The 12,452-nt window shown below is 63.6% G+C and carries 10 protein-coding genes; 2 read left to right on the top strand and 8 right to left on the bottom strand.

Annotated elements, in window-relative coordinates; translation table 11 throughout:
• The first annotated feature begins 6 nt into the window (after nt 1-6).
• Nucleotides 7-405: a hypothetical protein gene (locus KPG66_RS06150; RefSeq protein ID WP_237070274.1), complete on the top strand. Its 399-nt coding sequence runs from the start codon at nt 7-9 to the stop codon at nt 403-405.
• 3 nt (nt 406-408) lie between these two features.
• Here the strand turns inward: KPG66_RS06150 and rimO are convergent, their stop codons facing one another.
• The 7 genes from rimO to KPG66_RS06110 all read right to left on the bottom strand — a co-directional run bounded on the left by rimO (nt 409) and on the right by KPG66_RS06110 (nt 9,171).
• On the bottom strand, nt 409-1,746 hold the full coding sequence (gene rimO / locus KPG66_RS06145) for a 30S ribosomal protein S12 methylthiotransferase RimO (RefSeq protein WP_237070327.1): 1,338 nt from the start codon (nt 1,744-1,746) through the stop codon (nt 409-411).
• Between the two features lie 371 nt (nt 1,747-2,117).
• A complete protein-coding gene (phaR, locus tag KPG66_RS06135; RefSeq protein WP_013435124.1) occupies nt 2,118-2,693 on the bottom strand; it encodes a polyhydroxyalkanoate synthesis repressor PhaR in 576 nt (191 codons plus the stop codon).
• Nucleotides 2,694-2,801: 108 nt separating this feature from the next.
• Nucleotides 2,802-3,542, bottom strand: coding sequence for a 3-ketoacyl-ACP reductase (locus KPG66_RS06130; RefSeq protein ID WP_013435123.1), 741 nt, complete (start codon nt 3,540-3,542; stop codon nt 2,802-2,804).
• A 46-nt stretch (nt 3,543-3,588) separates the two neighbouring features.
• A complete protein-coding gene (locus KPG66_RS06125; RefSeq protein WP_237070273.1) occupies nt 3,589-4,770 on the bottom strand; it encodes an acetyl-CoA C-acetyltransferase in 1,182 nt (393 codons plus the stop codon).
• A 46-nt stretch (nt 4,771-4,816) separates the two neighbouring features.
• Nucleotides 4,817-6,802 carry a class I poly(R)-hydroxyalkanoic acid synthase gene (gene phaC / locus KPG66_RS06120; protein WP_442929417.1) on the bottom strand — a complete coding sequence of 662 codons (1,986 nt, stop codon included), beginning with the start codon at nt 6,800-6,802 and terminating at the stop codon, nt 4,817-4,819.
• A gap of 345 nt (nt 6,803-7,147) precedes the next feature.
• Nucleotides 7,148-8,053 carry a peptidoglycan editing factor PgeF gene (gene pgeF / locus KPG66_RS06115; protein WP_237070271.1) on the bottom strand — a complete coding sequence of 302 codons (906 nt, stop codon included), beginning with the start codon at nt 8,051-8,053 and terminating at the stop codon, nt 7,148-7,150.
• Nucleotides 8,050-9,171 carry an RluA family pseudouridine synthase gene (locus KPG66_RS06110; protein WP_237070270.1) on the bottom strand — a complete coding sequence of 374 codons (1,122 nt, stop codon included), beginning with the start codon at nt 9,169-9,171 and terminating at the stop codon, nt 8,050-8,052. Before KPG66_RS06110 ends, pgeF begins: the two co-directional genes overlap by 4 nt.
• 15 nt (nt 9,172-9,186) lie before the next feature.
• On the opposite strand from KPG66_RS06110, the gene KPG66_RS06105 reads away from it, so the two are divergent.
• A complete protein-coding gene (locus KPG66_RS06105) occupies nt 9,187-10,002 on the top strand; it encodes an outer membrane protein assembly factor BamD (protein WP_041753425.1) in 816 nt (271 codons plus the stop codon).
• A 27-nt stretch (nt 10,003-10,029) separates the two neighbouring features.
• Here the strand turns inward: KPG66_RS06105 and KPG66_RS06100 are convergent, their stop codons facing one another.
• A complete protein-coding gene (locus KPG66_RS06100; RefSeq protein WP_422393294.1) occupies nt 10,030-12,429 on the bottom strand; it encodes an ATP-dependent DNA helicase in 2,400 nt (799 codons plus the stop codon).
• Nucleotides 12,430-12,452: the final 23 nt, after the last annotated feature.

The raw sequence follows: 12,452 nt of genomic DNA, 5'->3' as shown, positions 1-12,452 counted from the left end.
ATCGCAATGGCAGTTTTCAAGCGCACGGCAAGCATCTCCGCTATCGTTTCGGCAAGCACGGTGCTCGCCGCCTGCAGTTCATGGTCAATCCCGTTCACGCACCGCGAGCCCGCCGCGCCGGACCTTGCGCCGGCGAGCCACTCGGCGGATAACATGGTACGGCTGGATGCGTCGATGCGCTCCGGCTGTGACAGCGTGCAGAACATTGAAAAGCCGTCCGACGCAGCACCGGCGCCCGGTAAGCCGCAACGCTGGATCGCGCGCACATGCACCGGGGACATTTCATACGATATTGTCGCGACACAGACCGAGCATGGACCTGTCGTCAAGGTGCTGCCGGTCAAGGGGCCGCTGAACAAGCCGATCAATCCCAGCTTCAAGCCGGCGCTGCCTGAGGATGACTAGTGTTCAGACGTCGCCCCACAGGTCGTGCCCGTCCGCGCCGGTGATGCTAACGTTGACAAAATCGCCGACCTTATAGCGCCGCGATGCCTTGCTGGCCGGCGACACGTAGACCACGCCGTCGATTTCTGGCGCGTCCGCCGCCGAGCGCCCGATGCCCCCGTCGGCGTTGACTTCGTCGATCAGCACCTTCAGTGTCTTGCCAACCTTGCGCTTCAAGCGCTCGGCGGAGACCGACTCGGCGACCGCCATGAACCTCGCGCGCCTCGCCTCGCGTACGTCGTCCGGTAGCGCCCCATCGAGTTCGTTCGCGCTGGCCCCTTCGACAGGGGAATAGGCAAAACAGCCGACCCGGTCCAGTTGCGCCTCGCGGATAAAATCCAACAACACCTCGAACTGCGCTTCGGTTTCTCCCGGAAAACCAACGATGAACGTGCTGCGTATCGTCAGGTCCGGGCACGCTTCGCGCCATGCCCGCACGCGCTCCAGCGTTTTTTCTGCGTTCGCGGGCCGCTTCATCCGCCGGAGCACCTCCGGATCGGCATGTTGCAGCGGCACGTCTAGGTACGGCAGCAGGTGGCCGCGATACGGGCCGTCGGCCATCAGCGGCACGATTTCGTCGACGCTCGGATACGGATACACATAGTGGAGCCGCACCCATGCGCCATACTGGGCAGCCAGTTCGCCGAGCGCCGCGGCAAGCTCGTTCATTCGCGTCCTCAGCGGGCGGCCGTTCCAGAAGCCGGTGCGGAACTTCACATCGACGCCATATGCGCTCGTGTCCTGCGAGATCACCAGCAGTTCCTTGACGCCGGACTTGAACAGGTTTTCGGCTTCGAGCATGACTTCCGCGACCGGACGCGAGACGAGATCCCCACGCATCGACGGGATGATGCAAAACGTACAGCGGTGATTGCATCCCTCGGAGATCTTCAGATACGCATAGTGTTTCGGCGTGAGCTTGATGCCGGCCGCCGGCACCAGATCGACAAACGGATCGTGCGGCTTGGGCAGATGCGCATGGACGGCTTGCATCACTTCACCGAGCGCATGCGGGCCGGTCACGGCGAGTACCTTCGGGTGAACCTGCTCGATCAGACCCGTGCCGCTCGCGTTCTTTTTCGCACCCAGGCAGCCGGTGACGATGACCTTGCCATTCTCGGCCAATGCTTCACCGATCGCATCAAGGCTTTCCTGCACGGCCTCATCGATAAAGCCGCACGTATTGACGACGACCAGATCGGCACCGTCATAGGTACCGCAGATCTGATAGCCTTCCGCGCGCAGTTGCGTGATGATCTGCTCAGAATCGACAAGCGCCTTTGGGCAGCCGAGGCTGACCATGCCGACTTTGGGCGCGCAATCCGGCTTGACCTTTGCTTTGTGATGGCTTTTCACTAATGTACCGTACTGGTGAGGGTTCCTAGCGCCGTGCGCCGACAAAGCAACATTTTACCGTGCTGGACACAGTCGCCCTCTCAGAAGGCTTCAAGTTCCGCTGCGACAACGGCGAGCCGCTGCGCTTGACGTTTGCGCTTAACCGCTGCGACCGCGAGGCGACGCCCTGGACGGCAACGACCGGTGGCCTCTGAGACGATCGCGCAGATGCTGCACACGAATCCGGTCTTTGTCCGCCGCACCCTGGCTGTGCTACGCAAAGCGGGACACGTGGCGGGCAATCGGTGCGGAAGCACCACCCGGCGCACTGGCACCGACTATTTCTTATCGCCGCCGGTCGATGACGTGCCGCCACCCGGCCCGAACGGAAAGCTGCTGAACAGGGTCTTGGCCTGGTTCTGCATTTGCTCTTGCATCTGCACGAACATGTTCTTCGACTGTTCGATGTAGCTGGTCATCATGCCTTGCATCATCGGCGCTTGCATATTCATGAACTGCGACCAGATTTCCGGGTTCAGCGCATTGTTGTCATACAGTCCCTTCGACTGCTCGGCAAATTTGTTTTGGATGTCGATGAATGCCTGGATATTTTTCTCCAGGTACGCTCCCATCAAGCCTTGCATTGCATGGCCATAGAAACGAATGATCTGCGACAACATCGACGACGAGAACATCGGCACCCCGCCGCTTTCCTCTTCAAGGATGATCTGCAGCAAGATGCTGCGCGTCAGGTCCTCGTTGGACTTGGCGTCGACCACCTTGAACGCTTCCTGGTCAAGCACGAGCTGCTTCACGTCGCTCAACGTGATGTACGTGCTCGTCTCGGTATCGTAGAGCCGACGGTTCGGATATTTTTTGATCAGACGTTCGGCAGGTTTCTTTGTAGTCGTCATGTCACGCCTTCAAGGACGAATGCGGACGTGCCATCCTCGACGAACGGCATGCCCCTTGTTCTGCGATGCCTGCGCGGCGCGCGTAGGGTAGCGCGCGCCATACACGCATCACCCCATATGCAGACCACCGTTCAGGGAAAAGTCCGCACCTGTCGCAAAGCCCGATTCGTCCGAGGCGAGCCACGAGACAATCGATGCAATTTCCTCCGGCGCGCCGAGGCGCTTGACAGGAATGGTCGCGATGATTTTCTCGAGCACGTCTTGACGAATCGCCTTGACCATGTCGGTGCCGATGTAGCCCGGCGACACAGTATTGACGGTCACGCCCCTGGTGGCCACCTCTTGCGCGAGTGCCATCGTGAAACCATGGATGCCAGCCTTGGCCGTCGAGTAGTTCGTCTGCCCGAACTGCCCTTTTTGGCCGTTCACCGACGAAATATTGATCACCCGTCCCCAGCCGCGCTCGACCATCCCGTCGATGACCTGCTTCGTGACGTTGAACAGGCTCGTCAGGTTCGTGTCAATCACCGCGGTCCAGTCTTCGACGGTCATCTTGCGGAACACCACGTCACGCGTGATGCCCGCGTTGTTGACCAGCACGTCGATATCACCGACTTCGGCCTTGACTTTGTCGAACGCCGCTTTGGTTGAACTCCAATCGCCGACATTGCCCTCGGACGCGATGAACTCGAAGCCCAATGCCTTCTGATTGTCGAGCCATTTCGTGCGACGGGGCGAGTTCGGGCCGCATCCGGCCACCACGCGAAATCCGTCGCGGTGCAACCGCTGACAGATTGCAGTGCCGATGCCGCCCATGCCTCCCGTTACGTATGCAATGCGCTGTGTCATCTGTCACGTCCTCCGATATCGATTCTGTCGTTCGCGCCGATGCCGCTCAGTCACGTTCGACCGCAAGCGCGACGCCCATGCCGCCACCGATGCACAACGACGCCAGACCGCGCTTCACGTCGCGCCGGCGCATTTCATGCAACAGGGTGACCAAGATACGCGCACCGGACGCGCCGATCGGATGACCGATGGCGATCGCGCCGCCATTCACATTGACCTTCGACACGTCCCAGCCCATTTCCTGATGGACCGCCAGCGCTTGCGCGGCAAACGCCTCGTTGATCTCCATCAGGTCCAAATCGGCCACCGACCAGCCCGCGCGCTCCAGGCAGCGACGCGAGGCGGGCACCGGGCCCATGCCCATCACCTTCGGGTCCACTCCCGCGCTCGCGTACGACTTGATTCGGGCGAGCGGCTTCAAGTCGAGTGCCTCGGCTTTCTTCGCCGACATTACGACAAGCGCCGCCGCACCGTCATTGATGCCCGATGCGTTCGCCGCGGTGACCGTGCCCTCCTTTGAAAACGCCGGCTTAAGCCCGGCCAACGATTCTGCTGTCACGCCGTGGCGCACAAACTCGTCGGTCGCAAAGTGCACCGGCTCACCCTGCTTCTGCGGGATATGGATCGGCACGATCTCGTCGTCGAAGCGGCCGGCCTTCTGCGCGGCCTCGGCCTTGTTCTGCGACAGCGCAGCGAACTGGTCCTGTGCCTCGCGCGTAATGCCGTACTCCTGTGCCACGTTTTCGGCGGTGATACCCATATGGTACTGGTTGTAGACGTCCCATAAGCCGTCGACGATCATGCTGTCGATCAGCTTCACATCCCCCATCCGGAAGCCGTCGCGCGATCTGGGCAGCACGTGCGGCGCGGCGCTCATGTTCTCTTGGCCACCGGCGACCACGATCTGCGCGTCGCCGGCGATCACCGCGTTAGCGGCCAGCATCACCGCCTGCAGGCCGGAGCCGCAGACCTTGTTGATCGTCATCGCCGGCACGGCAGTAGGCAGCCCGGCCTTGATCAGCGCCTGGCGCGCCGGATTTTGGCCGGAGCCGGCGGTCAACACCTGCCCCAGGACCACGTCGCTGACCTGTTCCGGCTTCACGCCAGCCCGCTCCAGGGCCGCCCGGATCACCGTTGCGCCAAGCTCAGGCGCGGGAATGCGTGCCAGCGAGCCACCGAATTTGCCGACCGCGGTACGGACGGCGGACACGATCACAACGTCAGTCATTCGCTTTCCTTTTTAAAAGCCTCATCCGATTGCGTGCGCGGCGTGTTCATACGTCGCGCACGAGGACATAACGGCCCGGCGCGGGTTCGATCGGCAGGTATGTCGCATTACCGGCCTTCGCTCGCGCCTTGATCCGTTTGCCGCCGTACCGCGTTAGCCACCCCGACCATGCCGGCCACCAGCTTCCGGGCCGCTGCGTGGATTGCCGGAGCCATTGCTCGGGATCGTTTGGCAACACGCGAGTTTCCCCTTCGATCGCCCAATAGCTGCGTTTGTTCTTGGCCGGCGGATTGATCACTCCCGCAATGTGGCCAGATGCGCCGAGCACGAACTGGAGTGGACCGCAGAGCAGCGACGTCGATGCGTACGCGCTGCGCCACGGCACGATGTGATCGTCCCTTGATCCATAGATGAACGTGGGCACGTCGATCTGGGTCAGATCCACCGGCTCCCCGCACACCGTCACGCCGCCCGGCACGCGCAAGCGGTTCTCCAGATACGTCTCGCGCAGGTAGCGCGCATACATGGGTCCCGGCAGGTTCGTCGAATCGCTGTTCCAGTGCAGCAGGTCCAATGGTGCCGGCGTGCGTCCCTTCAGGTAATTATCGACCACGTAGTTCCATACCAGGTCGTTCGGCCGCAGCAAAGAGAACGTGTTCGCAAACTCGACGCCACGCATCAGGCCTGGCGCGCCGCCTCCTTTTGCGCCAATCGTTTGCTCGCGCAACGCGACGTGCGCCTCATCGATGAACACATCGAGCACGCCAGTGTCGCCGAAATCCAGCATCGCGGTGAGCAGCGTCATCGACGCAGCCGGACGCTGGCCGCGCGCGGCACGCACGGCCAGCGCCGTCGCGAGCAGCGTGCCGCCGACGCAGAAGCCGAGGGTATTGATCTGCTCACGGCCGGTGATGTCGCGTGTGACGTCGATCGCCGCGAGCACACCGTCGGCGATATAGTCGTCCCACGTCTTGTGCGCAATCGACGCATCCGCATTGCGCCACGAGATCAGGAACACGGGGTGGCCCTGGTCGAGCGCGTAGCGCACCAGCGAATTGTCCGGCTGCAGATCCAGAATGTAGAATTTGTTGATGCACGGCGGCACGACCAGCAGCGGCCGCTCGTGGACCATCGGCGTACGTGGCGTGTATTGGATCAGCTGGATCAACTCGTTCTCGAACACGACCCAGCCTTCAGTGCTCGCCAGGTTCTTGCCGACCACGAAACGCGATTCGTCGGTCTGCGAGATCTTGCCGCGTTGCAGGTCCGCCAACAGGTTTGCAATGCCCTGCCGTAGGCTTTCTCCCTGGGTGTCAAGCAGCGTTTTTTGCACTTCCGGATTGAGCGCGAGAAAATTGCTCGGCGATGCCGCGGCGACCCACTGCTCGACGACGAAACGGATCCGCTCGCGCGTCCTCGCCTCCGCCTCCAGCGCATCCACAAGCTTGTTCAAGTATCGCGAATTGAGCAGGTACCACGCCGCCGCCAACGCGCAGGTCGGCGTCGCCTTCCATTCGTCGGCGCTGAAGCGGCGGTCGCCCGGCTCAAGCAGCGCGCCGATGTCTGCCAAGCCCGACGTGAATTTCAGCGCTCGCTCAATCAATGTCTGGCACTCGTGCAGGTAGTCATGCTGCAGCGCTTGCAATCGCTGCGGATCAAATCTCACGCTGGGCCCCGCACCAAGCGACGCAAACGAGTTTGTCAACGCGGCTGGCACATTCGGCAGCTCGCCGACGGTATGGGGCAGCGCAAACGCAAACGGCGACGCGGTCAGAGCAGGACCGAACGTACTGGCCAATGCCGGACCGAACAGCGTGGCCAGCCCAGCCATGGGCATCGCGGCCGTTGCGCCGCCGTATGGCGGATCGGCGCGGCCCTTGCCACCCTTCGCGCCACGCGCGCGTTCATCTGCATCGTGCGCCGCCGGCTGTGCAACCACGGCCGGCTGCATGTCCGCCATCCGCTGCGGCCAAGTGGCCGGGTCCGCGAACTGACGCCATGCGTTCAGCCAGCCGTCGAACAGGGGGCGGATCTCCCCGGCCGGATCACCGCCTGACGAAGCACCAGTGCTGGATTGCTGCGAGGTTCTGGATGAGTCTGCCATACCCGTATGGAGTGACCGGTGCCCTCGTATGGAGTGACAAAGGCAGGCTGTGTATCAGTCGCGCGAACGTACTGCAAGGCCGTCGCCAATCGACCGCCTCCGGGCATTCTTGCTCCCCCGCACGACGGCTGTCAATCACGATCATCGATTTTGCCGCACCGCGCCATTTTTTTAATCGGCATTTTCCCGATGTCGCGGCACGCAACCTCGGCCGTGCGGCATGCGACGGTGCGGCATATGGCAGTGCGGGCCAGCGCCGCGCCGCACACACGGTCAGGTCAGCCAGATCAATGCTGCCATGCGGCCCGTCGTGCGGTCCCGTCGATAGGAATAGAAACGAGCAGGATCGCTGAACGTACACGCGTGGGGCCCGCTCACATGGTGCACGCCGACCCGGGCCAGCCTCAGCCGGGCTAGTGCGCCGAGATCTGCGAGGTACTTGCATCGGCCATCGCCGTGCACATCAGCGACGTCATCGACACGCGTGGGCAGCGCGACGAACGCCGTATCGGTCGCATCACGCTCGCCCGGCAGCGACGCCTCGAGAAACGCGGCGCGCACCGCTTCTCCGACTTCGAACGCACCTGGCCCGATCGATGGGCCGAGATACGCGTGCAGCACCCCAGGCGCGTGCTTATTGCGCGCGAGCAGCGCGCGCACTGCACCAACCGTATGCTCAATCACGCCGCCGGCAAGCCCGCGCCATCCGGCATGCGCAGCGCCAACGGCCCGGCCAGCTTCGTCGCAAATCAACACCGGCATGCAGTCGGCCACCAATATCGCGCAAACCGCCCCAGCACGGTCGGTCACGCTGGCATCGGCCTTGGGCCCCAGCGCATCGGCCGTCAGCCGCTCGTTCTCGACCACTTCGTCGGCACTGACCACGCGCGTGCCATGCACCTGCTCGAGCCATGCGGCGGGCGCGCCCACCAGCGCGAGCACACGACGACGGTTCTCGTGCACCGCATCAATGTCATCGCCGGTATGCAGCCCCAGGTTCAGGCCGCCGGACGCGCTTTGCCAATCGCGCAACACGCCATATGCGCCGCGGCTCACACCGCCGGCGCGCGTGGTGATTAGCGCGCGCACGCGGGGACTCACGCGCCAGTCCGGCACGATACAGTCGGACAGCGTCAACTCGGCAAAGCGTTGGAGCGCCGGGTCGCCGATCGGCTTCATTCAAACTCGTCCTCCTCATCGTCGGCATCAATGCTGCCACCCTCGTCATCGTATGCGTGTTGCCGTGCGAAGTCGATTGTCGCAGCCTGGTCATCGGGTGGGTCCGTCAGCCCGAGCACGGCAGCCAATTGCGCCAAATCCTGCGGCATCGCCGAGCGCCATGCCACCGGCGCGTGGGTGGCCGGGTGCACCAGGGCGAGCCGCCATGCGTGCAGCGCCTGGCGCGCGAAGCCGGCGGGCAGCGCGGGACGTTGCCGCGCGTTGCGCACACGGCCATACAGCGGATCGCCGAGCAACGGATGGCCGGTATGGGCAAGATGCACGCGGATCTGGTGCGTGCGCCCGGTCTCCAGATCACAAAGCAGCCTTGATACCGGTTGCCCGGACCACACGCCGGTGGCCACGGTCTTGAAGTGCGTACGCGCGGCCTTGCCAGCGGCCCCGGCGAGCACCGCCATGCGCGTGCGCTCGCGCGGGTCACGCCCGATCGGCGCGTCGATGCATCCACTCGGCGGAGTCACACCCCAGGCAAACGCGATATAGCGGCGCTTGACCGTGCGCGCCTGCAACTGCCTGACCAGATCCGTCTGCGCGGCCAACGTGCGCGCGACCACCATCAAGCCGGAGGTGTCCTTATCTAGCCGGTGCACGATGCCCGCACGCGGCAGTCCGGCAGCGTCCGGATAGCGATGCAGCAGGCCGTTGAGCAGCGTGCCGCTCCAATTGCCCACGGCCGGGTGCACGACCAGCCCGGCTGGCTTGTCGATCACCACCAGGGTTTCGTCCTCGTAGACGATCGGCAACGGCACCGGCTCCGGCGCGAACGCCAGCGCTTGCGGTAACAGGTCCGGCACAAGCCGCACGGTCGCACCCAGCGGCACTGACTGGCGCAGCCGCGCCGGTGCACCGTCCAACGTCACGCGCCCCGCGTCAATCCACGTCTGCAGGCGGCTGCGTGAAAAAGTCGGGAACAGTCGCGCCAGGACCTTGTCCAGCCGCTCGCCTGCCAGCGCCGGCGGTACCCGCGCAACTTGCTCGTCGGGGCGGGCCGGGCTTACGCTTGGGCTATAATCGTGCGGATCGACGCCGGCGTTGGGCCGGTCATTTGAACGAGTCATTTGAACTTCACTGGAATGCGAGTGCTGAACACATTGAGGATCGCTGCCGTGGCCATCGCAGCGGCGATCGTCGCCGGCTGCCACGGTCTGCCCGAGAAAACGGACGAAACGGCGGCGTGGACCAATCAGAAATTATACTCGGAGGCCCAGGATGCCTTTACCGCCGGTGACTGGGGCAAATGCTCGAAGTACTTCGAATTGCTGCAGGGGCGCGATCCGTTCGGTCATTTTGCACAACAGGCGCAAATCAATGTCGCGTACTGCCAATGGAAGGACAATGAAACAGCGGCGGCCGAACAAGCGGTGGACCGTTTCATCCAATTGCACCCCGACCATCCGGATATCGCGTACGCTTACTACCTAAAGGGCCTAATCAGCTTCAACGACGACCTGGGCCTGTTCGGCCGCTTCGCCGGCCAAGACATGAGCGAACGCGACCCGAAGGCATTACGTGACTCGTACGATGCGTTCCGCGTCGTCGTCGAGAAATATCCGAGCAGCAAGTATGCACCGGATGCCGCACAGCGCATGCGCTACATCGTCAACGCATTAGCGTCGCACGAAGTGCACACCGCCGACTATTACTATCGGCGCGGCGCGTATGTCGCCGCGATCAACCGCGCGCAACTAGTGCTGAAAGAATACAAGAACGCGCCGGCCACCGAGGATGCGCTGCATGTGATGATATTGTCGTATCGCGCGCTGAACCAGCCGCAGCTCGCCGACGATACCCAACGCGTGCTCACGTCAACGTTTCCGGACAGCCCCTACGTGACCGGCCACGCCCGCGCACTGCGCAAGGGTGAAAAACCGTGGTATCAATTTTGGTGAACGGGCGAACCGGCCTGCCCGTGACCGTCACGCCAACTGGGACACCGGGGGTGCATCAACGAGCGGATCTGCTGGCACCGAGCCGGTAAAAAAAGTCCGCACCGCATCGATCTCACGCGTGCGGCGGAACGGGGGTAGGCTTTGCCAAATGCGCTTGCCGTACGGCTTATCGACCAGGCGCGGATCGCAGATCATCAGCACACCGCGATCGGTTTCGGCACGGATTAGCCTGCCAGCGCCCTGCTTCAGCGTGATTACGGCCTGCGGCAACTGGTGTACCGCGAACGGGCTCAGCCCCTTGCGCGTCAATGCGTCCAGCCGCGCGGCTAGCACCGGGTCGTCGGGCGGCGCAAACGGCAGCTTGTCGATGACCACCAGCGACAACGCGTCGCCGCGTACGTCCACGCCCTCCCAAAAGCTCTGGCTGCCCACCAGGATCGCGTTGCCGTATTGACGGAAACGGTCCAGCAGCTCGGTGCGACTAGCCTCGCCTTGCACCAGCAACGGATACGGCCATCCTCGCGCAAGGATCGCGTCGCGCAATCGCGCGGCCATCCGATCGACCGCTCGCAGTGTCGTGCATAGCACGAACACGCCGCCACCGGACGCCTCGATCGCCGGCAGCGCGGCGTCGAACACCGCGTCGGTGAAATAGGGCGATGACGGTTGCGGCAAATTGCGCGGCACGTACAGTAATGCCTGATTAGGATAGTCGAACGGGCTAGGCAGCGTCATCGAGCGACGCGCGTTCAGACCCATTTGCGTGGCGTAGTGGTTAAAATCGCCCCGCACGGACAACGTCGCGGACGTAAAAATCCACGCGCGAGGCGCGCCCCCGCGTTGCTTCGCGAATATCGGCGCGACAGACAACGGTGTCTGATGCAATTGTACCGTGTGAGAAAATACCTCCACCCAGCGCACCCTCTCGTCGCCGAACTGGCTTGCGTCGTCGGGCTGCACTGATCCCAAAGCGGATCCTGATGCAGACGCCGATGTCGATGCCGGCGCAGATTTTGATGCCGATGCGACGTCGCCGCGCTGCCGCACGGCGACCGATGGCCCGCCCCGCCGCGAGCCTGCGGATGACGCAGCTTGCGCCGGCGCATTGTCCGGCCCGCACCAGCCATCGAGCATCTGCCGCAGTTCTCGGGCACGGCGCAGGCAGTTGGCCAGCGGCTCCGCGCGCTCGGCCTGCTGCACAAGCGCCGTGATCAATTCGTCAAGCGCCGCTTCGACGCCGACGAGCGCGTCGAACAGCGGATGCTCGTTGCCAAGTTGCGACTGCGAGATGCGTAGCGAATCCTGATTAAACGCGAGCCTAACATCGCGCGCGGCGCGCTCCAGCGTCGCGCCAAGCCGCGTCCATTCGACTGCATCACGCGCGTTGAGCAGGCCTTCGGCGACGCTGTCGCGGGCCAGTTCGAGCAGTTGCGCGGTCGACAGCGTGTCACCGAAGAACAGTGTCGCGGTCTCGGGCAGTTGGTGCGCCTCGTCGAAGATGATCGTGTTCGCGCTGGGCAGCAACTCGGCCATACCAGTGTCGCGTAGCATGATGTCAGCAAAAAACAGGTGGTGATTGACAACCACGAGATCAGCCTGCTGCGCATCGCGACGCGCCTGCATCACAAAGCAGTCCTTGTAATGCGGACACTCCTGCGACAGGCAATTGTCGCGTGTGGACGTCACCAGTGACCACACTGGCGCGTTTTCCGGCACGCTAGCCAACTCGGCCTTGTCACCGCTGCGCGTGACCTTCGCGAAGCGCACGATTTCCTGCAAATGCGCGGCATCCTGCCGCGACGGCAACCGGCCATTATCGGCGGTGCGCGTGAGGTAATAGTGACACAGATAGTTCGCGCGCCCCTTGAGCATCGCGATCGATACGGGGACCGCGAGCGCGTCGCGCACCGTCGGGATATCGCGCTGGAACAACTGGTCCTGTAAATGCTTGGTGCCGGTGGACACGATCACTTTGCCACCCCACAGCATCGCGGGCACTAGATACGCGAAGGTCTTACCGGTGCCGGTACCGGCCTCGACGATCAACGTATTGTCGCCCGCCGTCGCATCCGCGTCGCCGACGGTCGCGGCACCCGAGTCACCGCGCGGCTCGCTGCGCTGCGCGGCGAGCCGCCGCGATGGACGTTCGGTATGGGCCAGCGCGAGCGCGCCGGCATCCGGCATGCGCCCCGTCGCATCGATCGCCGCCGCGACCGCTTGCGCCATGCGCAACTGCGCGTCGCGCGGCCGATAGCCGTCGATATGATGGGCTAACACACCGCCCGCGGCGAAGATCGCGTCAAGTTCGGCGAGCCGGCGCGGCGCAACGGCGAGTCCATCTGGGGTCAGCGTCGGCGCGGCCGACGCGCCATCGACCGACGGCGAACTATCCGGTTCGCGCGGACGCAATTCAGGCGTGGATGTCAATGCGGCAATCCCTGCAAAGTCGG

The organism is Mycetohabitans sp. B2 (genome assembly GCF_021733735.1).
Taxonomy (GTDB): Bacteria; Pseudomonadota; Gammaproteobacteria; order Burkholderiales; family Burkholderiaceae; genus Mycetohabitans; species Mycetohabitans rhizoxinica.
The sequence above is the reverse complement of the archived record's forward strand: the minus strand, read 5'-3'. Positions and strand labels throughout refer to the sequence as shown.

Coding starts and splice junctions, on each gene's coding strand:
- KPG66_RS06150 (WP_237070274.1), top strand. CDS start 7: ATGGCAGTTTTCAAGCGCACGGCAAGCATCTCCGCTATCGTTTCGGCA.
- rimO (WP_237070327.1), bottom strand. CDS start 1,746: ATGGTCAGCCTCGGCTGCCCAAAGGCGCTTGTCGATTCTGAGCAGATC.
- phaR (WP_013435124.1), bottom strand. CDS start 2,693: ATGACGACTACAAAGAAACCTGCCGAACGTCTGATCAAAAAATATCCG.
- KPG66_RS06130 (WP_013435123.1), bottom strand. CDS start 3,542: ATGACACAGCGCATTGCATACGTAACGGGAGGCATGGGCGGCATCGGC.
- KPG66_RS06125 (WP_237070273.1), bottom strand. CDS start 4,770: ATGACTGACGTTGTGATCGTGTCCGCCGTCCGTACCGCGGTCGGCAAA.
- pgeF (WP_237070271.1), bottom strand. CDS start 8,053: ATGAAGCCGATCGGCGACCCGGCGCTCCAACGCTTTGCCGAGTTGACG.
- KPG66_RS06110 (WP_237070270.1), bottom strand. CDS start 9,171: ATGACTCGTTCAAATGACCGGCCCAACGCCGGCGTCGATCCGCACGAT.
- KPG66_RS06105 (WP_041753425.1), top strand. CDS start 9,187: ATGCGAGTGCTGAACACATTGAGGATCGCTGCCGTGGCCATCGCAGCG.